We start from the raw sequence: 25,198 nt of genomic DNA on the forward strand, positions 1-25,198 counted from the left end.
AATGCGCACAGGCGTTCGTCACGATATGCCTAAAATACCGGCAAAAACGTAGTGCGAAATCGTTTTAATCGATTTAATCGAAAAGTTAATTGCGCGATTTGTAATGAATAAATGACGCTGTTCCTGGTATGCTTCGATTTGCGAGAAGTGACTCCTTCATCGAAGGATGTCTCCAAATCTTTAACGCGGCTTCGGCCGCGTTTTTTTTTCGTCCCGATTTTGGTCGCGGCCGTTTGAATCGGCCGCGTATTCGCGCGAGGTCACCGCCCGCCGCCCGCTAGGCGAGCAATGCGGCCTGCTGTTCGATGCCATCGAGCATCGCCTCGCATTGGCGGATTAGCGCATGCCCCTCGTTACGCAACTGCTCGGGCGACTTCGCGACAATGTCGCGACGATAGGCTTCGAGCGCGTGTACGAGTGGCTGATACTGCAGCACGCTGGCCGCCCCCATCACCCGATGCAGCCACTCGGGCACCCGCTCCGTGTCCACGCGTTCGAGTAACGTCGCAAGCACGTTGAAGTCTTCGCGCATCGACGAGATGAATGAACCGAGCAACGCCTTGACCGTCGACTCGCTTCCCCATAAGTGCGTCATGTGTGCTAGTTCGATGGGCACGTACGGTTCGACACCGACGCGCTGCGTGATCTGCCGCTCGCCGGCCGGCGCAGACGATTCGCGACCGCATGTTTCTGCCGGCGCGGGGTGCCGAACGGTGTCGGTACCAAACCAGCGGCTCAGGTAGTCGCGCAACGTGGCGAGCCGAGTCGGCTTGATCAGACTGTCGTCCATGCCGGCTTCGCGGCACAGCCTCAGGTCATCGGGCGCGGTGTTGGCCGTGATGCCGAGTATCGGCAGACGCTGCGCGCCGCCGCGCAGTGCCTCCGCTTCGCGGATACGGCGAGTCAGTTCGTAACCGGACAGGTTCGGCATGTGACAGTCCGTGATCAGGCAGCCATAGCTCGTGCGCTCGAGCGCGAGAAGCGCTTCGGCGCCGTCGTTCGCGACGTCGCACGCGAACCCCAGCAGGGCGAGTTGATGGCGGATCAACTCCTGATTGACTGGGTGATCTTCCGCGACAAGAATCAGTCGCCCGCTCGCGATCGCGCGTTCACGATCCGGCGGCGGCGCGACGCCATCGGTCGAGAACGGCACGCCTGGCGCTCGCGGTACCATCGGGGACATCGACGACAGGCCCGTCATCGCGGCCGCGCATGCGGCGCCGAGGCCGCGCCACGAAAACGGATTGATGCTCACGCGCACCTTGTCGGCGAGGATGCGGTAACCCGTCGGCATCGGCTTTTCGGTCAGCGTGACGACACGCGCATTTGCGCCGATCTGTACGGGCAACGTGACGTCCTCGCCGACGAACAGCAGATCCGCGCGGCTCAGCAGGTCGCTTTTGCCCTGCGTCGCCGCAGCGGCCGGGAGGCTGCGCAGTTCGAGCCCGAGCGCCTCGCCGAAGTGTGCGAGAGCGCGGCCGATGCGCGGATCTCGCGTGATCACGACGGCGCGTTTGCCGCGCAGACCGTTGATCGAATAACGCTGCTCGACGATCGGCATCGTCAGCCGCACGATCATCCTCGTGCCGTGGCCGGGTTCGCTGCGCAGCGCGAGCGTGCCGTTCATCAGGTCGATCAGCTTGCGGCAGATCGTCAGCCCAAGGCCCGTGCCGCCGAAGCGCCGCGTGGTGGACGACTCAGCCTGCACGAACGGCTCGAACAGGCCCGCCTGCACATCCGGCGCGATGCCGATGCCGGTGTCCTCAACGGTCAGCTCCAACGTCTGCGAGTCCGCGCGATCCTGGACGACCGCCACGCTAACACCCACCTCGCCCTTCGGCGTGAACTTGATCGCATTGCCAAGCAGATTGAACAGAATCTGGCGCAGACGCACGCTGTCGCCGCGGAGCGTCGCGGCGGCGTCGGTCGCGATGTCGACGCGCACTTTCAGCCCTTTTTCGTGGGCGCGCCCCGCGAGCAGGCCGACCGCGTTATCGACGAGTTCGCGCAGATCGATCGGCTCGGCTTCGAGCGTGAGCCGCCCCGCCTCGATCTTCGAATAATCGAGCAGATCATCGAGAATCTGCAGCAGCGCGCCCGCCGACTCATGGATCATGCCGAGCATTTCGCTCTGATCGGTACTGAGCGGCGTGCGCTCGAGCACTTCGACGAGACCGAGCACACCGTTCATCGGGGTGCGGATTTCGTGGCTCATCATCGCGAAGAAGTCGTCCTTCGCGCGCGAGGCCGCCTCGGCCACATCGCGTGCCCGCGCGAGTTCCTCCGAACGCGCGCGCTCGACGCTCGCGTCAACCCAATAGCCGCTCCAAACGACGCTGCCATCGGCTTCTCGCCGCGGCACCAGCTCGGCCCGCACCCACTTTGGTTGACCGGCGTTTTCGAGGCGGAACTCCATATGCACTGGGGAGGCGCAGCTCGCGGAACGCTCGAGTTCGGCGAGAACGCGCGGCCGATCCAGCTCCGACACTCGTTGGAAATCGACTCGTGCCCCCCCATGCCAATCACCCTCGCCGAGCAGATGCCGCGTGTCGCCGCCGATGTACGGGAAGGAATACGCGCCGGACGGCGAGCGCCGCAACTGGAACACGACGGCGGGCAACGAGCGCGTGACGTCGAACAGGCGCCGTTCGGTTTCGCTCGCGCGCATTTCAGCGCGCCGGATGTCGGTGATGTCGACCATCGTGCCAAGCACGTACGCCGGCTGCCCATCGCTGGCCTCGCAGACGCTCGTCCAGAAAATCCCATGCCGCGTCTCGCCAGCGCCGTCCTCGAACTGGAGTTCGACTTTCGCGATGCCGCCGCCGCGCAGGATCTCGCCCGTGATGTCGTCGAGCACGCGGCTGTTTGCGTCGCCCCATGTGCCGACCTCGGTCGTCGTGCGCCCGAGCACGTCCTTCCGCTCCAGCCCGCACGCTTTCTCATAGGCCTCGTTGATCGCGATGTACCGTCCGTCCAGGCCTTTCGCGATGAGCGGATACGGCACCGTCTTCATCATCGTTTCCTGGAAGTTCAATTGCAGTGCGAGTTCGCGCTCGGTCTGCTTGCGTAGCCGGACTTCGCGTTGCAGCAGCACGTACGCGCGCAACGTGACCAGCAGCACGACGCCTATGCCGATCAGCACCGGCAGCAGCCGCACCGCAGTCACGCTCCATACGGCGTTGTCCGGCGCGGCGGGACTCACCCACTTGCGCCGGATGCGCTGCTTTTCGGCTGCCGGCATCGCCTGCAACGCGCGATCGATCAGCTTGACGAGCGGGCTCAGATCCTCGCGCACAGCAAAATACAACGAGTCGGATTCGCCGAGCGAGTCGAGCACCCTGAGCGCGCCGACGTAGTGCTGCCGCAGTTGCACGTTGATCGCGGCCGCGTTGCCGACCAGCACGTCGGCCTCGCCGCTCGCGACCATGCGCAGCGCCTCGCCCAGGCTCGCCGCGACGACGATGTGATCGACCGGCACCGCTTCCAACGCGAGCGGCACCGAGCCGGCCACGTGCGGCGACATCACGACGCGGCACGACGTGATGTCGTCGAACGAGCACGGGGGCGGCGCGCCACTGCGCCCGACGATCACCAGCGGATCGCTCTCGTACACCCGGCTATGGTCGGCGCCTACCAGAAGCGCGGCGCGACTCGATGTGGAGGACAGCATCGCGAGGTCGCCACGCTGGAACGCCTCGACGGCGGCGGCCCAGTCGGCCATGCGCGCGCGGTTGAACACGACACCGAGCGTGCTGCTCAGGTACGCGAGGTAATCGGCGGTCAGACCGACGGGGCGGCCTGCGGAATCAACATAGCTGAACGGCGCCCAGTCGTTGTCGAAGCCGACCTGCAACGGCGGCAGCGAACGCAGCCAGTTCTTCTCTTCCGGCGTCAACATGAAGCGTGGTGCATGCGGCGCGGGCGCCGCGTTGAAGTTGCCGGACAGCCAGCGCGCGCGTATCGCGGCGGCCTCGGCGGGATTCATCGACACGAGCGCGCGGTTCAGCTGATCGCGCAAAGCAGGCTGGCGAGGCGATACGGCAAAGCGCAGGTCGAGCGCTTTGCCGCCTTGCTCGAACGCTACGCGCAGCTTGCGATACGCGTCGGTCGCCAGTTCGTATTGCACGACCGGCGTGAAGCCGAAGTAGACGTCTGCATCGCCATGCAGTAGCGCGTTCAGCGCTTCGTGCGTGCTCGCGAACGAGACGATACTCGCGCGAGGAAAACCTGCGCGCAACAAACGCTCACGCGCAAAACCGCGCTCGATCGCGATACGCGCGCCAGCGAGGTCGGCGGGGTTCACATGCCGGGCGTCGTCGCGACGCACGACGGCCGAGGCGAACGAGTGGAAGTAAGGAGCCGTAAAGCTGAGGCAGCGCTCGCGCTCCGGCGTGCGCGCTATGCTCGTCAGCAGGTCGACCTCGCCGGCGCAAGCCGCGGCGACCAGCCTGGCCATGTCGGGAAAGCTCTTCGTCCCGATGACGACGTTCGGCCCCACGAGCGCGCGCAACAGGTCGCCGCTGACGCCGGCGAGCCGGCCGCCCAGCGGAATGTCGAACGGCGCCCAGCCTCCTTCGAGAATGCCGACCGTCAATCTGGCAGGAAATGCAATGGATGACGACGCGGAAGAACCCGCTCCCACTGCGGAAATTACGGGTGGCTGTGACGCAGCGCCGGCAGGTCCGGCCATGCAGACCGCATCCGTAACCGCCAGCAGGAAAAACGCGAGCCAATGCGTCATTGAGTGGCGCGGCGAGCGCGGCCAAAGACACCGCAACAAACGCCGCAGCCCCAATGTCAGCACCGCATCGACCGGAAGTGGTGAGTACCGCCCCTCGCTCACGAAACGTCACCCTGCCCATCCACCAACGACACCGAAGACGAATCGGCTCCGCCGTCCAGAAACGAAAACAGCACGCCAGCCGCGATTGCTCCGGCCAACGGCGCGGCCCAGAACAGCCACAACTGATCCAGCGCCCAGTTGCCGACGAACAGCGCCTGCGCGGTCGAGCGTGCGGGATTGACCGCTCCATTGGTGATCGGAATGGACACCAGGTAGACGAGCATCAGACATGCGCCGGTGATGAATGACGCAATCGTTGCCACCTCTTTTCGAACGACGACCAGCAGGCACGCTCCGACAAACACGAACGACAGCACGCATTCCACGACGAGCGCCGCATGCAATGGATAGTCGGCGGGCGAATGAGCGCCGAAGCCGTTCGCCGCGAATTCACTCGCGGAGAGTTCGAAACCTGGCCGGCCGCTGGCGAGGTAGGCGAGAAGCGCCGCGGCGACTATTGCGCCCCAGATTTGCGCAGCGATATAGGGCAAGACATCACGCACGGGAAAGCGCTGCGCGATCGTCAGGCCGATGGTGACGGCAGGATTGAAATGCGCGCCGGAAATCTTGCCGAAGGCATAGCTGCCGGTAGCAAGCGCAAGACCGAACGCCAACGACATTTGCAACGCGCCAGTGCCCTGCAGCACGCCTGTGGTGTCCAGCACCGTACTGCCGCAGCCGACGAACACGAGCCAAGCCGTACCCACACCCTCGCTGCACAATCGCTTGCCTAGCGCAAACATCTCTATCCCGTCCATCAAGTATGAGGCACAGACGCCAAACGATCGCGCGAAGAGGTCTGCACCGGATTCCCCTGATCCATTGGTAATCGGATCACGAACCAGCCGCTTGGCAGTTGCGGCGCAAGGCGCGCAATGACAGGCGGCCAAGATTATTGGGTGCCCCCCACGCCACGGCAATCAGATAAGTCTGATAAGGGCTACCTCAAATCCATCGAGAAAAGAATTTGTGACCGTTGCTGCGCCTCATATCAGCCCAATCTGAGTGGCGTAGTTGATCAGGTCGGCTTCTGTTTCCAGTCCGAGCTTGCGCATCGCGCTGCGTTTTTGCGTGCTGATGGTTTTGTCGCTACGTCGCAGACGTGTGGCGATCTCGTGCACCGCGAGGCCTCGCACATAGAGTTGAAACACCTCCCACTCGCGTGCGCTCATCACACCGCCGCGCCGGGGCGGCGCAGGCTCCGCGGTCGCAAGTGCGGCCCGAACCTGTTCCGATAGATGGGTGCCCCCGGCGGCAACGGCTTCGATTGCGTCGATCAATGCGTCCACGGCGTCGCGCTTGTCGACGATTCCAGTCACGCCGATATTGCGCAAGCCGGCCAACACATGCGCGCGCCCAATCATGGTCAGCACGACCACGTGGGGATGCGGCGTGCGCCGTAGCAGCCGGCGCAATAGCGGCACCGCGCTGGTGTCTCCGTCGAGTCCCGGCATGCCGATGTCCGACACGACGACGTCGCATGCGCAGGCATCGAGCAGCTTCGCGAGACCACGGGTGTCGGCAGCTTCGCCGACAATTTCGATATTTGGCTTGTCGCGCAGCAGAGATCGGACGCCCGCGCGAATGGAGTCGTGATCGTCCGCCACGACGACGTGAATCTTGTTTGGCATTCTTTTCCGTGACTTTTTTATGGTGTCGATCGGGCATACCGCACGAAATGTGTCCCCCGGTTATGCCGATATATTCGCTGCGCGCCTGCGCAGAATGTTGCCGCTCGCTTAACGGCTTTGACCAAGCCCTTCTGGCACTACGCCATACTCGACTGCGAAGCGAAACAGTTCGGCGTCGCTATTCAGCGACAGCTTGCGCATGGCCATGCACTTCTGCGCGCTGATCGTCTTCACACTACGTCCCAGCCGCGTGGCGATTTCCGTGACGCCGAGTCCTGACGCGTATTGCGTAAAAACCTCGAACTCTCGGCGAGACAGGGTGGCGCGCACGAAGTCGAGACGTTTCGTCAGCGTGACATCGGCCAGCATGGCGCGCACCGCCGGACCGACAAAACATTCGCGCGCCAGCGCCATGACCACCGCCACATGGATCAGATCGATACGATCACGTTTGCTCAGCAGCCCATCCACGCCGAGCGACATCACTTTGCGCAGCGTCGCCGCCTCCGTTTCCATTGTCAGAATGACGAGCGCCACGTTGGGATAGCGCGCCTTCAACTGCCTGACGACGTCGAACCGGTTGTCGTTGTGCCCTCCTGGCATGTAAAGGTCCATCAGCACGATATCGCAAGGACTGCGATCGACTTCGATGAACAGTTCGGCGACATCCGCCGCACGGCCAACCACCTTCAGGTCCGGATAGTTGCCAATCAGATTTTCTATAGCCAGCAGAACCAGCGGATGATCATCCGCAATGATCGTTCGAACAGGCGAGCCTGATGCAGCCATGAGGTTCATCGTCTGGCGCTCCTCGATACTTTCATTTCTCGACCTTGTTATGTGTGACCGGCGCTCACGCAATGGTCGAGCATTTCTATTGCGACAAACATCAGAGCGCTCTGAAATGGTACGAACAACCGTATGCCTGATGCTTAGTCTTCCGATTCGAGGAGGACCGTGCCGCAGGCGCGCACACAGGAAAAAAGCGCGGGGTCGTCGTTGACGCCAAGCCGCGCCATCGCTTCGCGCTTGTGCCGGCTCACCGTGCGGCGATGGCAGCCGAGCGCCGCCGCGATCTGCACGATGGACTCGCCGCTCACGAGCCTGCGCAGGATGTCGGTCTGCCGCTTCGACAGCAGCAGGGCCGACACGAACCGACCGTTGTCCGGCTGCAAACGCGCGAGCGTTTCGACTACCGAGCGGCCCAGGTAGCGCGCGCCGCGCGCACTGTCGCAGACCGCTTGCGGCAGTTCCTCGAGCGAATCGGCTTTGCCGATCACACTGACCGCGGCATCGGCGACGACGACACGCAACATCGCGGCATTCGTCTGCCCGGTCACGACGACGACGCGCAATGACGGCCACTCGCCACGAATGCGCCGGATCAGGCCGAGTCCGTCGCCAATCTCGCCGGCGGGCTCCGGCATGGAAAGATCGACGACGAGCACGTCGCACGGTGTGTGTTGCAGCAATGCGATCAACGCAGTGGGCATCTGCGCCTGACCGACGACGGACAGACCTTCGTGCGCCTCCAGTGTCGATTTCAGGCCAAGCAGGACGAACGGGTGATCGTCCGCCAGAATGATTCGAAGATTTGTCACGATTAGTCTCGCTCGTTATAAGAATGGTCGAAATGCGCGCGGCAGTGGCTGTGCAGGCGGCAGGCGTCGATCTGCGTCGCGGCACTCAAGCGACGTGCCGGAAAAGCCATCTGATCACCCTCGCAAATTCACGACAATCGGAGCGTTCCTAATCCAGATCAATAATCGGGATAATTTATAGTTCGACCAGGCAATATGCGCACCGTGATTCGAATCGAATCAAAATCAATTCGGCAACGCAAAGCGCGCGCTGTTCGCCCCATGTCTCACGCCGCATCGCAAGCACGCGTCGCGCGCATCGCACGCGTCGACGCGGCGCGCGGAAACACCGGCAATGCGAGCAATGCGCAAGCGCTCGCCACCGTCCACACCAGCGGCCATGCTCCGATAGACAGCAGCGCCGGAATCGCAAGCGGCGTCACGAACAGCGTGAGGAACACGCAGGTGTTGCCCATCGCGAGCGCGGTGCCCGCGCGGCGAGTACCGGCGAGCGTCGCGAGTTCGGTGAACGCGACGCCGTGCCACGCCGACGCGCTAACTCCGCCGAGTACGATCATCAGCGCGAACGGCGCGACCGCCCCGGCGCGACGCAGCCCGATGAGCCCGGTCGCGAGCGCGAGCAGCACGAACAGCACGGCGGTCACCAGACTGCATGCCCGCATATACGCGCGGCGGTTGCCGCGCCGGTCGGTCCACGCGCCGCTCCAGACCCGCGCGATCGCGGCGCCAGTCTGCACCGCGGCCATCGTCGCGCTGATCGCGAACACGCCGGCACGCCCGAAGTCGTGCAGGAACACCGTGCCGAATGTGATCACGGCAATCTGCGGCATGCACAGCGCGCCCGCGCCGAGCGCGACGCGCCAGATCGCGATGTCGCGCAATGGGGAGATCATCGGCGGCGGTGCGCTGACGTTCGAGGAGTCCAACCTCCGACCGTTGGCCGCCGCAGCACAGGCCGTCGCAGCCGCGCGCACTCCTTTGGGCGCCGGCGTATCGTCCGCGTGTGCGGGCTCGTGCAGCCAGCGCCACGCGAACCATGCGGTGATCGCGCACGCCACCGCCAGCACCGCATAGGCGCTCGCAAAACCAAAGTGCGAGGCGAGCACCGGCAGGACCACTGCGCCGAGTCCACCGCCCGCCGGCACGGCGGTTTGGCGGATGCTCATCGCGAGGCCGCGCTCGCCTTCGCGAAACCACGCCATCACCGCCCGGCCGCTCGATCCGTTGACGCTGCCGCCCAGCAGTCCGACCAACAGCAGCCCGAGCGCGAGCGGGACGATGCCGGGCACATGCGCGCCGCCCGGCGACACGAACAGCGCGAGACCGGCGAGCGCGACCGCGGTCGACAGCAAGCCGAGCAGCAGCACCCGGCGATCGCCCCAGCGGTCGGTTAGCAGCCCCCACGGCAACTCGCTGACCGCAATGCCCAGGCCGAGCATGCCGAGCACGAGGCCGAGCCCGTGGTTGCCCAGGTGGTAGTCCGAGCGCAGGAACACCGCTGTCGTCGGAATCCCCGAAAATGCCGCCGAAAAGCTCGCATTCGCGGCAAAACCAACGCCCAGCACCTTCCAGCGATGCCGCGCGCCGCGCTCGCCGGTGCCGCCCGACGCTGTCATCGATCCGTTTTCCATCACACCCTCCGTGTGTCGTTCGAGGGTATGCTACGGCTGGGCATTCCATCGGCAAAGCCGGAAATTTAGATCGCCACCATCGGAAAAACCGAATCATGAGCCAGCGTGGTTTCGACCTTGCGCAGTTGCGGACCTTCGTCGCCGTCGCCGAATCGGGCGGGGTGTCGGCAGGCGCGGAGCGCGTGTTCCTGTCGCAGTCGTCGGTAAGCGAGCAGCTGAAGAAGCTCGAGGAGCGCGCCGGCCAGCCGCTCCTCGTGCGCAGCCGGCAGGGTGTGAGTCCCACGTCCGCCGGCGAGCGCCTGCTCGAGCATGCGCGCCGCATCATCGCGATGAGCGAAGCGGCCTTCGACGACCTGCAAGGCCGCTCGCTCGACGGCGAGCTGCGCATCGCGATCACCGATTACTACCGGCCGCACGACATCGCGCGCATCCTCAAGACGTTTTCGGAACAGCATCCGCGGCTGAAGCTGCACGTGACGGTGCTGCCGAGCGCGGTGATCGACAGCGGCGCGGACGATCACGCGTCGTTCGACATCGGTTTGTCGGCGCGGCTCGTCACAGGCCAGTTGCGTGCGCGCGGCGCGGGTGCCGGTGCCGGTGCCGGTGCCGGTGCCGCGAGCATCGTCGTGCGGCGCGAAAGGCTGCTATGGGCCAGTTGCGCCGATGCCGCCACCCGCCCCATCGCGCCGTATCAACTGGTGCTGCTGCCGTCGACGTGTCAGTTGCAGCGCTTCGTCGTCAAGCTGCTCGACCAACACAAGGTACCGTACGTGGTGTCGCATTCGGCGTCGGGCGTCGCGGGCCTGCAGCTCGCATTGAAGGCGGGGCTCGGGATTTCCTGTCTGAACGAGTCGTCGCTCGGCGGCGGCGTGGTGGCGTGTGCCGCGAACTTCGGCTTGCCACCGCTGCCCGCCATCGAGTTTCATCTGCTGCCGCGGCGTCCGGGCGAAAGCGAGTTGGTCAGCAATGCACGTGATGCGCTCGTGCGGCTCTTCGCATGACGCGCGACGATCGCGACGCAGCACTGCTCGATGTGCCACGGCGTACTCGGCACCGTGCAGGTCACCGCGCCGGCGCTCGCCGGGCAGTACGCCGACGTGACCTACAAGGAATTGCGCGACTTCCAGAGCGGCCAGCGGCAAAGCGCGGTCATGCAGGCAATCATCGCGGGACGCAGCGACCAGGATCTGCACGATCTGGCGGTGTACTACGCGTCGCTCCCGCTCCCCGCGGCGGCCGAGAAGACCCGAGCCGGCGAAGGACCCGATGCGACCGCAACCAGGCTCGTGATGCAGGGCGACCCGCAACGCAATATCGCAGCGTGCGCCGCGTGTCATGGCCGACTCGATCGCAAGGGCGCGGCGCCGTGGCTCGGCGGACAGTCGGCGGCCTATCTGGCCGCGCAGTTGCAGGCGTTCGCTTCGGGCGCGCGGCGCAACGACATCAACGAGCAGATGCGCAATGTCGCGCGGCAGATGACGCCCGAGGAAATCGATGCCGTGGCGAGGTATTACGCGGCCATGCAGTAGTGGGACGGTGAGAGGTCGCGGGTTGACGCAGCGCAACGGCTCGCGTTACGCCGCGACAAACTCGCTGTCCAGTCTTCGCTCGCCGGCAACACCGGACAGCTTCGCGCCGGGCGCCGAAGCACGGCTGCGCGATTCGCTGCCGGTCCGGAACACCGCCACCGCCGTCGACAGGCGCCGCGCCTGATCTTCCAGCGAACTCGCCGCCGCGGCCGCCTGCTCGACGAGCGCCGCGTTCTGCTGCGTGACCTCGTCCATCTGACCGACCGCGCGATTGACCTGATCGATGCCGGTGCTCTGTTCGAGCGCCGCCGCCGCGATCTCGTTCATGATGGAACTGACGCGCGCGATCGCGCCGACGATGTCGTTCATCGTCGTGCCCGAGCGCTCGACGAGCTGCGAGCCCTGCTCCACGCGGGTCGTCGACGCGTCGATCAAGCCCTTGATCTCCTTGGCCGCCGCCGCGCTGCGCTGCGCGAGCGAGCGCACTTCGCTCGCGACGACCGCGAAGCCGCGTCCCTGCTCGCCCGCTCGCGCCGCCTCGACCGCGGCGTTCAGCGCGAGGATGTTGGTCTGGAACGCGATGCCCTCGATTACGCCAACGATATCGGCAATCCGCCGCGAATCGTCGACGATGCCGTGCATCGTGCCGACCACCTGCTCGGTCAGCTCGCCGCCCTGCGCGGCCAGCGTCGAGGCGCCCTGCGCGAGCGAGCTCGCCTCTTTCGCGTTGTCGGCCGTCTGCTTGACCGTCGTGGTCAGCTCTTCGATGCTCGCGGCCGTTTCCTCGAGCGCCGCCGCCTGCTCCTCGGTGCGTTGCGACAGATCGGCGTTGCCGGCCGCGATCTCGCTGACGCCGGTATCGATCGATTCGGTACCTTGACGAACCGCGTTGACCGTCGCGATCAGCGACTCCTGCATCTTGCGCAGCGCGGCCGCGAGACGGCCCATCTCGTTGTCGCTGAGCACCTCGATGCGGCCGCTCAGGTCGCCGTTGGCAATGCGCTGGAACTGCGCGATCGTCGCATCGACCGGCGTGACGATCGCGCGCACGAGCACGAAGCGGGCGAGCAAGCCGCCGACCAGCGACAGCGCAATGCCGATCGCCACCGCCGTGCTGATCGCGTAGAACAGGTCCTGCGCATCCTTGTAGCGCTGTGCGCCGTGATCGAGCTGCAACTGCTCGAGCGTGAGCATGGCCTTCTCGTACGCGCTGTACAGCGACGGCAGTTTATGCGCCTGCAATTGCTGGAAGGCGTTGGTGTCGCTCGACTTCAGCGCGGCGAGGGTCGGGTCGACGCCGTCGTGCAGGAACGCGTCGCGCTTCTGCTGCATGTCGGCGATCAGACGCTGCTCATCGGCATCCGTGCCCGCATGGCTCAAATAGTGGGCAAGCCGCTCGTCAGAGGCTTTGCGGTACTGATCGAAGCGCTTGAGCACGGCGTTCGCGCCGTCCTGATCGTTCAGCGCGACGAGCGACGCGTACGTCGCGAGCGCGAGCCGCAGGCGCAGCAGTTGGCCGGCGCTGCCTTCGAGGTCGGCGACGGCGGGCGTGTCGACCGTGTACATCTGTTGCAGCGACGCGTTCGACGAGCGCAGCGACAACAATCCCGCGGCCGCGCCGAGCAGCAGCACGATGCCGAAGAACACGATCATCAGGGTAAGGCTGGTGCGAATCGACAGCTTTTTCAACATCGGACTGGTCTCCTTGGGCTGCCCGGCCGATGATTCCGTATCGTTGACGATAGCTGCATGGCCACGCAGGCTGCGCCCACGCCGTTCGGCCCGGTCCGCAACTTATCTGAAAATTAAGCAAACAGCACATTCGGGACAACGGCGTATCGGCCGAAAACTTTATGGTTGATCGCTCGCCCGGCTTGCGTTACATCAATAGAGTCTCGAAGCCCGTTTGCTGAAGCCCTTGTGTCGAAGCCCCTTCCTGCCCGGAGCGCGCCCATGTCGGAAATCGGTTCGGCCGTACTCGTGTTCGCGCTGCTGCTGATCGCCACCGGCCTCGGCGTCGGGGTGCGGCCGCTGCTGCCGGAAGAGCACAAGGCACACGAGACCGTACAGCTCGTGCAGCTCGTGATCGGCATGCTGGTGACGTTCGCCGCGCTGGTGCTGGGTTTGATGACGGCATCGGCGAAAGCGAGCTTCGACACCGCGTCGAACGATATGCGCAGCTATGCGGCCGAACTGATCGAATTCGACTCGACGCTGCGCGAGCTCGGCAGCGCGGCCGACGAATCGCGGCGCCTGTTGCGCCAGTACACGGCGGCGGCGATCGCTTCGACATGGCCGCGCGAGCCCGCGCCGAGCGGCGACTATCCGCGCGATCTCGGGCCGCCGGGCAATCCGCAGCAACTCGAAAACGTGCATCTGGGCGACATGCTGACCACGGTGGGGCGGCAATTGCGACAGTTGCGCACGCAGGATGCGTTGCAGCAACGTGCACTCGATGACGCGTTGACGCAGTACCGGCGCGTCATCGATGCGCGCTGGAAAATCATCGAGGAAGCGCACAGCTCGATTTCGCGGCCGTTCTTCAAGACGCTGACGTTCTGGCTAGGCGTGATCTTTCTGAGCTTCGGGTTGATCGCGCCGCGTAATGCGTTGGCGCTGGTGACGATATCGCTGGGAGCGGTGTCGATTGCTTCGGCGGTTTATGTGATCGTCGATCTCGACACGCCGTTCACCGGGCCGATCGTGATTTCGAGTCTGCCGTTGCGGGATACGTTGGAGCATTTGAGTCGGTGAGTTTCTGACGGAATGCCCCGTCCGCGCGCGTGACGTAAAAAATGCCGGCAAACAGAAGGCAGAAAGGCCCGCTTTCCTGGCAGAAAGCGGGCCTCTGTTTTTGTGTCGATCAGCGGGACGCTGGTCGGCTCGGCATCGAGCCGCAACGATCAGAACGGAATATCGTCGTCCATCTCGTCGAAGCCGCCGCCAGCCGGCGCGCTCGGACGGCTCGCACCGCCACCGCCGCTACCGCCACGCGAACCGCCGCCCGACGACATCGCGCGACCACCGCCGCCGCCGCTGCGCTCCGACGGCTCGCCACGGCTATAACCGCCTTCATCGCCGCCACCCATCGACGCGCCGCCGCGGCCGCCGAGCATCTGCATCTGCTCCGCGACGATCTCGGTCGAATAGCGATCGGTGCCGTCCTGCGCCTGCCACTTGCGCGTGCGGATGCGCCCTTCGAGGTACACCGACGAGCCCTTCTTCAGATATTCCGCCACGATTTCCGCGAGGCGGCCGAAGAACGCGACGCGGTGCCACTCGGTGGCTTCCTTCATCTCGCCCGACGCCTTGTCCTTGTAGCGGTCCGTCGTCGCAAGGCGGATGTTCGCCACTGCGTCGCCGCTCGGAAGATAGCGGACTTCCGGATCGGCGCCGAGGTTGCCGACCAGAATGACCTTGTTCACGGATGCCATGAATTTCTCCTGTTGATTCCTGTTGCAGGCGGCGCGGCACTACGCGGTTCGCGTCTCGCGGCCGGCAGGCCCGAGACCAGAAGAGCGCCTCTGCCCGCCGCCGGGTGAGTTCTGGATGATTCGGGAGGTGCCCCGAGTACGCTGTGTTATGCCTTGCGCGGCGGCTGTTTCATCTTTGCGGCGATTATAAGCCAGCAAAATACCAGCCCGGAGCAGGCGAAGAAAACCGCGCTCTGGCCGTTCACCTTCAGCAGCCAGCCGCCGACCATTCCGCCCAGCGCAAGACCGATCGACTGCGTGGTGTTGTACACGCCGGCCGCGGCTCCCTTGCGGGTACCGGGCGCGAGCTTCGACACCAGCGAAGGCTGCGAGGCCTCGAGAATATTGAAGCCGAGAAAGTACACGAACAGGATCGCCGCCACACTCAGAATCGTATGCGGAGCAACGCCCAATAACAACTGGCCGATCAGGATAAGTGCGATCGCCGACAGCAGCACGATCTTCATCTTGCCGCGCTTCTCGGCGGCGATGATCGCCGGCACCATCATCACGAACGACAGCCCCATCACCGGCAGATACACCTTCCAGTGTGAAGCGACCGGCAGCCCGCCCGCTTCGAGAATGCGCGGCACGACGAGGAACAGCGCGGTTTGCGTGGCGTGCAGCACGAGCACGCCGAAATTCAAACGCAGCAACTCGACGTTGTGCAGCACTTCGGCGAACGGCGCGCGCACATGCACCGGCTTCGGCGCATCGGGCACGACCCATATCACGACGCCGATCGCGAGAATCGAGAACACGCCGACCAGCGTGAAGAGCCCGCTCATGCCGAGCCAGTGGAACACGATCGGCGCGCCGACGATCGCGACCGCGAACGACACGCCGATGCTGCCGCCGACCATCGCCATCGCCTTCGTGCGATGTTCCTCCGAGGTCAGATCGGCGATGAACGCGATCACCGCCGACGACACCGCACCCATCCCCTGAATCACCCGGCCGACGATGATCCACGTCATGTCGTGCGCGGCCGCCGCGACGAAGCTGCCGATCGCGAAGATCAGCAGGCCCGTCGCGATCACCGGCTTGCGGCCGACCTTGTCGGAGATCCAGCCATAGAAGATGTAGAGCATCGACTGCGTGACGCCGTACGCGCCGAGCGCGATGCCGACGAGCAGCACGTTTTCGCCGCCGGGAATGGTCTTCGCGTAGATCGAGAACACCGGCATGATCATGAAGAGACCCAGCATGCGCAGCGCGAAGATGGCGGCAAGCGACACGGTCGCGCGCAATTCGGGCGCGCTCATGCGTGTGGAGATGGCGGACGGATTGGACATCGAAGCGTTGTTTGAATGAACCGGGCGGCGAGCCCGTGGGGACAGCCTTGGCCGCCGGCACAGTGGAGCAGAACGAACAGGCAGGCGGCTAGCCCCGGCATATCGGCGGGTCCGCGCCGACGAGACGCGCAAAGCCCGTGCCCCATCGCCCCCGCTCGTCCCTCGCGGCATCTTGTACTCACGGAAAACGGCCCCAGTTTCGCCTTTTTCCCGCTGTCAGCACACCGTAACGGCGGTCTGGAAAAGTCGTTATAGTAGCAGGTTTGGCCTCTTTCCCTTTCCGCAGTTCATGGAATAAATCCGTGGAACAAATCCGTATTCGTGGGGCTCGCACCCACAACCTGAAGAACGTCAATCTCGACCTACCGCGTCACAAGCTCGTCGTTATCACGGGGCTTTCGGGCTCCGGCAAATCGTCGCTGGCGTTCGATACGCTGTATGCGGAAGGACAGCGGCGCTACGTCGAAAGTCTGTCCGCCTACGCGCGGCAGTTCCTGCAGCTGATGGAAAAGCCGGACGTCGACCTGATCGAAGGCTTGTCGCCGGCTATCTCGATCGAACAGAAGGCGACCTCGCACAATCCGCGCTCGACGGTCGGCACCGTCACCGAAATCCACGACTATCTGCGTCTGCTGTTCGCGCGCGTCGGCACGCCCTACTGCCCCGATCACGAGATTCCGCTCGAAGCGCAAAGCGTGTCGCAGATGGTCGACGCGGCGCTCGCGCTGCCCGAGGAAACGCGCGTGATGATCCTCGCGCCCGTCGTCAGCGATCGCAAGGGCGAGCACACGGATCTGTTCGAGGACATGCAGGCGCAAGGCTTCGTGCGCTTTCGCGTGCGCTCGGGCGGCGGCACCGCCAACGAAGGCACCGCGAAAATCTATGAAGTCGACTCTCTGCCGAAGCTGAAGAAAAACGACAAGCACACGATCGACGTCGTGATCGATCGTCTGCGCGTGCGCCCCGACGTGAAGCAGCGCCTTGCCGAATCGTTCGAAACGGCGCTGCGTCTCGCCGACGGCCGCGCGATCGCGCTCGAAATGGATACGGACAAGGAGCACCTGTTCAGCTCGAAGTTCGCCTGCCCGATCTGCTCCTATTCGCTGCAGGAACTCGAGCCGCGCCTGTTCTCGTTCAACAACCCGATGGGCGCGTGCCCCGAATGCGACGGCCTCGGCCAGATTACGTTCTTCGATCCGAAGCGGGTGGTCGCGCATCCGTCGCTGTCGCTCGCGGCGGGCGCGGTGAAGGGCTGGGACCGGCGCAACCAGTTCTACTTCCAGATGCTGCAGAGCCTCTCAGCGTTCTACGACTTCGACATCGACACCGCGCTCGAGGACCTGCCGGAGAAAGTCCGCAAGATCCTGCTGTACGGTTCGGGCAAGCAGGAAATTCCGTTCTCGTACATCAACGAGCGCGGCCGCACGTCGGTGCGCGAGCACGTGTTCGAAGGGATCATCCCGAATCTGGAGCGGCGCTACCGCGAAACCGATTCGTCCGCGGTGCGCGAAGAACTCGCCAAATACCAGAATAGCCAGCCATGCCCGGCGTGCGCGGGCACGCGGCTGCGTCGCGAGGCGCGCTTCGTGCGCATCGGCGCGGACAGCGACGCGCGCGGCATCTTCGAGATCAGCGGCTGGCCGTTGCGCGACGCGCTCGGCTACTTCCAGACCCTGCGTCTCGAAGGCTCGAAGCGCGAGATCGCCGACAAGGTCGTCAAGGAAATCGTCGCGCGTCTGATGTTCCTGAACAACGTCGGGCTCGATTACCTGTCGCTCGAACGCAGCGCCGAAACGCTGTCGGGCGGCGAAGCGCAGCGCATTCGCCTCGCTTCCCAGATCGGCTCGGGGCTGACCGGCGTGATGTACGTGCTCGACGAACCGTCGATCGGCCTGCATCAGCGCGACAACGACCGGCTGATCTCGACGCTCAAGCATCTGCGCGATCTCGGCAACTCGGTGATCGTCGTCGAGCACGACGAGGACATGATCCGCATGGCCGACTACGTGGTCGACATGGGCCCGGGCGCCGGCGAGCACGGCGGCATGGTGATCGCCGAGGGCACGCCGAAAGAGGTGCAGAAGAACGCGGCGTCGCTGACGGGCCAATACATGTCCGGCGCGCGCACGATCGAATACCCCGACGAGCGCAAGGATCCCGACGAGCGGCGCCTGCGCATCGTCGAGGCGTACGGCAACAATCTGCACAACGTCACGCTCGATCTGCCGGTGGGTCTTTTGACCTGCGTGACCGGCGTGTCCGGCTCGGGCAAGTCGACGCTGATCAACGACACGCTGTATCACGCGGTCGCGCATCATCTGTACGGCTCGGCCACGGAGCCGGCGCCGTACGAGTCGATCGAGGGCCTCGAGCACTTCGACAAGGTGATCAACGTCGACCAGTCGCCGATCGGCCGCACGCCGCGCTCGAATCCGGCCACCTACACGGGCCTTTTCACGCCGATTCGCGAGCTGTTCGCGGGCGTGCCGGCCGCCAAGGAGCGCGGCTACGATCCGGGCCGCTTCTCGTTCAACGTGAAGGGCGGGCGCTGCGAATCGTGCCAGGGCGACGGCGTGCTGAAGGTCGAAATGCACTTCCTGCCCGACGTGTACGTGCCGTGCGACGTGTGCCACGGCAAGCGCTACAACCGCGAAACGCTCGATATCCAGTACAAAGGCAGCAACATCAGCGAAGTGCTCGACATGACGGTCGAACACGCGTACGAGTTCTTCAAGGCCGTACCGGTCGTCGCGCGCAAGCTGAAAACCCTGCTGGACGTGGGTCTCGGCTATATTCGCCTGGGTCAGTCGGCCACCACGCTGTCGGGCGGCGAGGCGCAGCGTGTGAAACTGTCGCTGGAACTGAGCAAGCGTGATACCGGTCGCACGCTATACATCCTTGACGAACCGACTACCGGCCTGCACTTTCACGATATCGCGCAGTTGCTGGAAGTCATACACCGGTTGCGTGACCAGGGTAATACCGTCGTGATCATCGAACATAATCTCGATGTAATCAAAACTGCGGACTGGGTCATCGATCTCGGCCCCGAAGGCGGCGCCGGCGGCGGGCAGATCATCGCCCAGGGCACGCCCGAGCAGGTCTCGAAGTCGAAGGCCAGTTTTACCGGCAAATATCTGGCGCCGCTGCTCAAGCGCGCCGCCACCACAAAGTAACGCTGCACTACCGAGGTTGGAGACGGGATAAGCCATGACCAAGCGTAATCAGGCGCGCGAAGAAGATCGGGTGCAGGACCTGCGCCCGCGCCCGGTCAGGCTGACCAGCGACATGAGTCTGCCGAAGCTGTCGGCGGTCGAGATCGGCAGCTACGTGGTGATGCTGTTCGGCATGTGGGCGGTGATCGAACTGAAGCTGCTCGGCGCGCTGCTCGCCGGGCTGCTGGTGTTTCAGCTCGTGCATACGATCGCGCCGCGCATCGAGCGTCACATGTCGAGCAAGCGGGCGCGCTGGCTCGCGGTGGTGATTCTGTCGACGCTGATCGTCGGCGCGCTGACGGGACTCACGCTCGGCATCATCTCGCATTTCGAGAACGACGTGCCGAGCGTGCAGGCTCTGCTCGATCAGGCCATGCAACTGATCGACCAGGCGCGCGGCAGGATTCCCCAATTCGTCGCGAACTATCTGCCGGTCGACACCGAGCAGATGAAGACGAAGGCCGCCGAACTGATGCACACGCACGCGAACATGCTGCAGCAAAGCGGCACGACCGTGGCGCGCGCGTTCACGCACGTGCTGCTCGGCATGATCATCGGCGCGATCATCGCGGTCGGCGCGCAGAAGCATATCCAGCGGCTGCCGCTGTCCACCGCGTTCGTCACGCGCGTCACGCGTTTTGCCGACGCGTTTCGCCGCATCGTATTCGCGCAGGTGAAGATCTCCGCGCTGAACACGGTGTTCACCGCGATCTTCCTGCTCGTGATCCTGCCGGTTTTCCACGACCAGCTGCCGCTGTCGAAGACGCTCGTGCTCGTCACGTTTATCGTGGGTCTGCTGCCGGTGATCGGCAATCTGATCTCGAACACGATCATCGTCGCGGTCGCGCTGTCGGTGAGTTTTCCGGCGGCGATCATGTCACTTGTGTTCCTGATCCTGATTCACAAGCTCGAGTACTTCCTGAACGCGCGCATCGTCGGCGGGCAGATCGAGGCGCGCGCATGGGAGCTGCTGATCGCGATGCTGGTGATGGAAGCGGCGTTCGGTATCGCCGGGGTCATCGCGGCGCCGATTTTTTATGCGTACATCAAGCGGGAGCTCATTTATTTGCGGTTGGTGTGAGTTGGGCTGGGTCGAGTAGCAAAAGTCAGCACTCACTAGCGCTCTGCAGCACACGCGGCAGTCCATGCAGCCGACGAAAGCGCAAGCGGCACTTCGGTGCCGCTTTTTTTTGCTTCCCGTGACCCTGCATCGTCGCCTCTTGCTGACAGAAAACTTGCAGCCGACCGCGTCAACCCCTAAGATGCGAACAATTCCTATTTACACCCAGTCCGCATCGTGACGTTTCGCCTGATCTCCCACGCGCGTCTCCGTCTGGGTCCCTGTTGCGCGTTGCCGGCTCGCGCATGAGACGCCAGCTTGTCCGCCTGCACCGCTGGTTCGGCGTCGCGACCGCACTGTTTCTGTTGGTCGCAGGCCTTACGGGCGCGATCATCGCGTGGGACCACGAGTTCGATGCCGCGCTGAACCCGTCGTTTTACCAGGCTCGCACGGTCGGGCCGACGCTGTCCGGCCTCGAACTGGCGAATCGCGTCGAAGCCGCCGATCCGCGTCTTCGGGTGACCTATCTGCCGCTCGCGGTCGAACCGGGCCACACGCTGCAGATGATGGTGCTGCCGCGCACCGATCCGGCGACGAAGCAGCCCTATCCGCTCGATTTCAATCAGATCGCCGTCGATCCCGTCACCGGCGAGATCCAGGGACGCCGCGAGTGGGGCGCCGTGTCGCTCGCGCGACTCAACCTGATTCCGTTCATCTACAAGCTGCACTACACGCTGCAGTTGCCGTTTACCGGCGGTGTCGACCTTGGCACCTGGCTGATGGGGATCGTCGGCATCGTGTGGCTCTTTGACTGCGTGATTGCGCTGTGCCTGTCGTTTCCGAGCCTGAAGGCCTGGCGCAAGTCGTTCACGTTCCGCCTGAAACGCGGCGGCTATGCGTTGACGTTCGATCTGCACCGCTCCGGCGGCGTATGGATCTGGGGTCTGCTGGCGATCGTCGCGCTGACGTCGATTTCGATGAATCTGTCGTCCCAGGTGGTGCGGCCGATCGTGTCACGACTGTCGACGCTGACACCCGATCCGTTCAGCAACCCCGAAATCCTGCGCGCGCCGCAACCCGGCGATCAGGTGCTGAGCCGCGAGCGCATCGTCGAACTCGCCGGGCAGGCCGGCAAGGAAATGCATGTCGCCGCGCCGCCGGGCGGGCTCTACTACGCCGAATTCATGCACGCGTATGGCGTCGGCTTCTACACGTCCGGCAACGACCACGGCGACACCGGCCTCGGCAACCCGTGGATGTATTGGGACGCCGCCACCGGCAAGCGGCTCGCCGCGCGGATTCCCGGCCGAGGCACGGCCGGCGACATCTTCCTGCAGGTGCAGTTTCCGCTGCACTCGGGGCGCATCCTCGGTCTCGGGGGGCGGATTCTGATCAGCGCGGTGGGGGTGGCGGTGGCCGTGCTGAGCGTCACGGGCCTGCTGATCTGGCTGAAGAAGCTGAACGCGCGCCGTCGTTCCGCGCAAAACGCGAATCTCGCGAGAAGCACGGGCGGCGCGGCAGCGCGTTCGTAACGCGAGCAGGTAAAGCGACGCGCCGGCCTCGACCGGCGCAGTGTGACTGGCGCGGCTCCTAGCGGAACACCACCGTCTTGCTGCCGTTCAGCACGACGCGATGCTCCACGTGCCACCTCACCGCGCGCGCGAGCGTCACACACTCGACGTCGCGGCCGATCGCCGTCAGTTGTTCCGGCGTCATGCTGTGGTCCACGCGCTCGACTTCCTGCTCGATGATCGGACCTTCGTCGAGATCGGTCGTCACATAGTGGGCGGTTGCCCCGATCAGCTTCACGCCGCGGTCGAACGCCTGGTAGTACGGCTTCGCGCCCTTGAAGCTCGGCAGGAACGAGTGGTGGATGTTGATCGCGCGGCCGGCGAGCGCCTCGCACAGGTTCGGCGACAGGATCTGCATGTAGCGCGCGAGCACCACGAGGTCGGCCTGATGCTCGTTGATCACTTCGAGCACGCGCGCTTCCTGCGCGGTTTTCGCTTCGGGCGTGCCGCCGAGCAGCGGGAAATGATGGAACGGGATGTCGTAGCTCGCGGCGAGCTGGTAGAACTCCTTGTGGTTCGAGATGATCGCCGGGATGTCGATGTTCAACTGACCGGTGCGGTAGCGGAACAGCAGATCGTTCAGGCAGTGGCCGATCTTCGACACCATGATCACGACGCGCGGCTTCACGTTCGCGTCGTGCAATTCCCAGCTCATGCCGAACTGCTCGGCGAGTGTCACGAACGACGCGCGCAGCGCGTCAAGCCCCGGATCGCCGCCCACCTGCTGAAAATGCACGCGCATGAAGAACTCGCCGGTGCGGCTGTCGCCGAACTGCGCGGAGTCGAGAATATTGCTGCCCCGCTCGAACAGAAAGCCCGACACGGCGTGAACGATGCCGGGCCGGTCGGCGCACGACAGTTTGAGGATAAAGCTGTGATCGGTCGACATGACCTCGGTGACTCCCTTCTTCAATGCGTGGTTTGTTTCAGTGGGTACTGGCTGCACGGGTTGAGCTCGACTGATGAGCCTGAGCTAGGCGAGCGCCGGCGGCGCGAACAGCGCGTCGATGCCCTCGCACGCGTCCTCGTCGATCCAGCGGCGGCGCAGCAGGCAATCGAGCGTCGCGAGGCTGGCATCGACGGTCAGCGCGCCTTCCTCGATCCAGCGCGCGACTTCGTCGATGCGCGCGAGCCGGTGTTCGCCCACTTCGCCGTCCTGGTTGCGCGGCGCGAAGTCGGCGGGCAGCGCGAGGTCGTAGATGAAAATCTGCTCGGCCTGCGTGCCTTCCGGCAGCGATTGCAGCACGTGCGCGGTGCGGCCCGCGACCGCGCTCGCCGCGATCTGCGCCGGAATGCCCGCCTCTTCCCAGCACTCCTTGACGATCGTCTCGGCGATGCCGAAGCCCCAGCCGATCCCGCCTGCGACGACGTTGTCGAGCATGCCGGGGTCGGTCGCCTTGGTATCGCTGCGGCGCGCGATCCACAATTGCGGTGCGCCACGCGGCGCCCCGCCAAAGGGCGCTCCGCCAAAGGGCGCCCCGCCATCCGCATATTCTACGACGCCGTTCAGATGCACCGCGTAGGTCATCGTGCCGAAGAAGCGCGACGCCGCGCGCTCGATATACGCGAGCGGCGGCGCGTCGAACGCATTGCGGATCGCGTACGTCTCGTTGCGCCAGCCGGGGATGCGGCCATCGGCGGCGAGCGCGCCGATCACGGAAGCGAGCGCCGCGCTGCGCAGATCGACGGTATCGAACGTGGCGCAGAGCGTCACGCCGTCGTTCGCCATCTCGAACACGTCGGGCCAGCGCGCGAGCAGCGGCACGTCGCGCTCGCGAATCCACCCGACCGGTTCGGCGCCGATCAGAAACGGCCGATGCGCGTTCGCGTCGAAGCGGCGCGCGGCGGTGATGCAGGGCAAAGTCATCGGAAAACTCCAAACTGTCCGCCGTCGTGGCGAACCGGGGCAAAGCAGAAGCGGGAGGATGGCGTGACGACTGTCAGTCGCGCAAGGCGACGCGAATCCCGACCGCGATGAACGTCGCGCCGGCCACGCGATCGAGCCACAGGCCCACGCGCGGCCGCCGTCTGAGCCAGCCGCCGATGATCCCCGCGCACACGCCGAATAGCGAAAACACCACGACGGTCTGCAGCATGAACAGCGCGCCGAGCTCCAGCATCTGCACGGTGACGCTCTGCGCGCCGTCCGGCTGCACGAACTGCGGCAGAAACACGACGAAGAACAGCGTGACCTTCGGATTCATCAGATTGCCGAGCACGCTCTGGCGAAACACCGTCGAAAGCGGCTGCGGCGCACGCTCGTGCGCGGTCGCGAGGCCCTGGCTGCGCAGCGCCTTGATGCCGATCCACACCAGATACGCGGCGCCGGCGAGCTTGATCGCTTCGAACGCGAGCGGCGACGAGCGCAGCAGCGCGGCGACGCCGAGCGCCGCGAGTGTCGTATGAAACGTGATGCCGGCGGCAAAGCCGAGCGCGGCGACCAGGCCGGCCGCGCGGCCCTGCGAGATGCCGCGCGCGAGCACCTGCAGATTGTCCGGGCCGGGCGCCACGGTGATCGCGATCGAGGTGGCAAGAAACAGCAGGAAGTTGGGCATCGTGGTGGTCTTCTGGTTGGGCGACTGGTGAACCATGATGGGTGAGCCATATCGTTGAGCCCGGTTGGTTTTGCTCGGCCAACGGGGCTTGTGCGGCTCATGCGACTTTAGCCGCTGGTACGGCGGGAAACGCTACCGCGCGTCACGGCACGCGCCGTGACTACCTCCCGGTTCAATGACCGTCGAAACTCGTCACGGTATAGAGCGCAAGACCGCCCTCGCCCAGCAGCTTCGAGCCGCCCAGCTCCGGCAGATCGACGATCGCCGCGCCTTCCACGACGACCGCGCCGAGCCGCTCGAGCAGCAGTTTGCCGGCCATCATCGTGCCGCCGGTCGCGATCAGATCGTCGATGATCACGACGCGGTCGCCCGGCTCGCACGCATCCTCGTGAATCTCGACGGTCGCGGTACCGTATTCCAGTTCATACGATTGCGAGATCCGCTTGTACGGCAGTTTGCCCGCCTTGCGAATCGGGATGAAGCCAACGCTCAACTCATGGGCGACGATCGGCCCGATGATGAAGCCGCGCGCATCGAGGCCGGCAATGTAGTCGAGCTTCGCGTCGATATAGCGCTGCACGAACAGGTCGATCAGCACACGCAGCGACTTCGGCTCGCGCAGCAGCGGCGTGATGTCGCGGAACTGCACGCCCGGCTGCGGCCAGTCGGGCACCGTGCGAATGTGACTTCTGATGTAGTCGGCCGCATCGAGCGGCGCGCTCGCGAGCGCCTTGGACATGATGTCTCCGGATGGACCTCGACAGGTCCGGTGAAAGGCTTGAATCAGGGTCGCC

The 25,198-nt window shown here is 64.8% G+C and carries 18 protein-coding genes and 1 pseudogene; 6 read left to right on the forward strand and 13 right to left on the reverse strand.

All coding sequences use genetic code 11. The features are described 5' to 3' along the window. Nucleotides 1-277 precede the first annotated feature (277 nt). The 6 genes from OKW35_RS07010 to OKW35_RS07035 form a co-directional block, all read right to left on the reverse strand. On the reverse strand, nt 278-4,741 hold the full coding sequence (locus OKW35_RS07010; RefSeq protein ID WP_429551568.1) for an ATP-binding protein: 4,464 nt from the start codon (nt 4,739-4,741) through the stop codon (nt 278-280). Nucleotides 4,742-4,839: 98 nt separating this feature from the next. Then, nucleotides 4,840-5,586 carry an aquaporin Z gene (gene aqpZ / locus OKW35_RS07015; protein WP_429490927.1) on the reverse strand — a complete coding sequence of 249 codons (747 nt, stop codon included), beginning with the start codon at nt 5,584-5,586 and terminating at the stop codon, nt 4,840-4,842. A gap of 243 nt (nt 5,587-5,829) precedes the next feature. Then, entirely contained in the window at nt 5,830-6,474 is a 645-nt protein-coding gene (locus tag OKW35_RS07020) for a response regulator transcription factor (protein ID WP_184053864.1), read from the reverse strand. A 108-nt stretch (nt 6,475-6,582) separates the two neighbouring features. Further along, nucleotides 6,583-7,272 (reverse strand): response regulator transcription factor, encoded by a 690-nt coding sequence (locus OKW35_RS07025; RefSeq protein WP_090802973.1) that lies wholly within the window; start codon nt 7,270-7,272, stop codon nt 6,583-6,585. Nucleotides 7,273-7,406: 134 nt separating this feature from the next. Beyond that, nucleotides 7,407-8,075, reverse strand: a complete 669-nt coding sequence (locus OKW35_RS07030; RefSeq protein ID WP_184053870.1) for a response regulator transcription factor — start codon at nt 8,073-8,075, stop codon at nt 7,407-7,409. 266 nt (nt 8,076-8,341) lie between these two features. Further along, nucleotides 8,342-9,706, reverse strand: coding sequence for an MFS transporter (locus OKW35_RS07035; RefSeq protein WP_429551569.1), 1,365 nt, complete (start codon nt 9,704-9,706; stop codon nt 8,342-8,344). A gap of 95 nt (nt 9,707-9,801) precedes the next feature. On the opposite strand from OKW35_RS07035, the gene OKW35_RS07040 reads away from it, so the two are divergent. Both OKW35_RS07040 and OKW35_RS07045 read left to right on the forward strand, forming a co-directional pair. Further along, the gene (locus OKW35_RS07040; protein WP_429551570.1) at nt 9,802-10,707 is read left to right on the forward strand and encodes a LysR family transcriptional regulator; all 906 of its coding nucleotides are present in this window, start codon (nt 9,802-9,804) and stop codon (nt 10,705-10,707) included. 3 nt (nt 10,708-10,710) lie between these two features. After that, a pseudogene (locus tag OKW35_RS07045) lies at nt 10,711-11,235 on the forward strand (c-type cytochrome); the annotation flags it as partial. 45 nt (nt 11,236-11,280) lie between these two features. Here OKW35_RS07045 and OKW35_RS07050 read toward each other — a convergent pair. Continuing rightward, complete coding sequence (locus tag OKW35_RS07050; protein ID WP_429551571.1) at nt 11,281-12,927, reverse strand: methyl-accepting chemotaxis protein; 1,647 nt, start codon at nt 12,925-12,927, stop codon at nt 11,281-11,283. A gap of 261 nt (nt 12,928-13,188) precedes the next feature. On the opposite strand from OKW35_RS07050, the gene OKW35_RS07055 reads away from it, so the two are divergent. Further along, entirely contained in the window at nt 13,189-13,989 is an 801-nt protein-coding gene (locus OKW35_RS07055; RefSeq protein WP_184062463.1) for a hypothetical protein, read from the forward strand. 149 nt (nt 13,990-14,138) lie between these two features. On the opposite strand, the gene OKW35_RS07060 is transcribed toward OKW35_RS07055, so the two are convergent. Both OKW35_RS07060 and OKW35_RS07065 read right to left on the reverse strand, forming a co-directional pair. After that, entirely contained in the window at nt 14,139-14,669 is a 531-nt protein-coding gene (locus tag OKW35_RS07060) for a single-stranded DNA-binding protein (RefSeq protein WP_090802962.1), read from the reverse strand. A gap of 146 nt (nt 14,670-14,815) precedes the next feature. Beyond that, nucleotides 14,816-16,003: an MFS transporter gene (locus tag OKW35_RS07065; protein WP_184027022.1), complete on the reverse strand. Its 1,188-nt coding sequence runs from the start codon at nt 16,001-16,003 to the stop codon at nt 14,816-14,818. 302 nt (nt 16,004-16,305) lie between these two features. On the opposite strand from OKW35_RS07065, the gene uvrA reads away from it, so the two are divergent. From uvrA to OKW35_RS07080, 3 genes are all read left to right on the forward strand, one after another. Beyond that, on the forward strand, nt 16,306-19,179 hold the full coding sequence (gene uvrA / locus OKW35_RS07070) for an excinuclease ABC subunit UvrA (protein WP_429490919.1): 2,874 nt from the start codon (nt 16,306-16,308) through the stop codon (nt 19,177-19,179). 34 nt (nt 19,180-19,213) lie between these two features. After that, nucleotides 19,214-20,299 carry an AI-2E family transporter gene (locus OKW35_RS07075; protein WP_184062467.1) on the forward strand — a complete coding sequence of 362 codons (1,086 nt, stop codon included), beginning with the start codon at nt 19,214-19,216 and terminating at the stop codon, nt 20,297-20,299. A 284-nt stretch (nt 20,300-20,583) separates the two neighbouring features. Next, a complete protein-coding gene (locus OKW35_RS07080; RefSeq protein ID WP_184062469.1) occupies nt 20,584-21,810 on the forward strand; it encodes a PepSY-associated TM helix domain-containing protein in 1,227 nt (408 codons plus the stop codon). A gap of 58 nt (nt 21,811-21,868) precedes the next feature. Here the strand turns inward: OKW35_RS07080 and purU are convergent, their stop codons facing one another. The 4 genes from purU to OKW35_RS07100 all read right to left on the reverse strand — a co-directional run bounded on the left by purU (nt 21,869) and on the right by OKW35_RS07100 (nt 25,143). Continuing rightward, complete coding sequence (purU, locus tag OKW35_RS07085) at nt 21,869-22,738, reverse strand: formyltetrahydrofolate deformylase (RefSeq protein WP_090802954.1); 870 nt, start codon at nt 22,736-22,738, stop codon at nt 21,869-21,871. Between the two features lie 84 nt (nt 22,739-22,822). Next, nucleotides 22,823-23,716, reverse strand: coding sequence for an NUDIX hydrolase (locus tag OKW35_RS07090; RefSeq protein WP_429407485.1), 894 nt, complete (start codon nt 23,714-23,716; stop codon nt 22,823-22,825). Between the two features lie 73 nt (nt 23,717-23,789). Further along, a complete protein-coding gene (locus tag OKW35_RS07095; protein ID WP_429491997.1) occupies nt 23,790-24,404 on the reverse strand; it encodes a LysE family translocator in 615 nt (204 codons plus the stop codon). A 172-nt stretch (nt 24,405-24,576) separates the two neighbouring features. After that, complete coding sequence (locus OKW35_RS07100) at nt 24,577-25,143, reverse strand: adenine phosphoribosyltransferase (RefSeq protein WP_184062472.1); 567 nt, start codon at nt 25,141-25,143, stop codon at nt 24,577-24,579. Between the last annotated feature and the right edge of the window lie 55 nt (nt 25,144-25,198).

The organism is Paraburkholderia sp. MM5477-R1, assembly GCF_050436385.1.
Lineage (GTDB): Bacteria > Pseudomonadota > Gammaproteobacteria > Burkholderiales > Burkholderiaceae > Paraburkholderia > Paraburkholderia tuberum.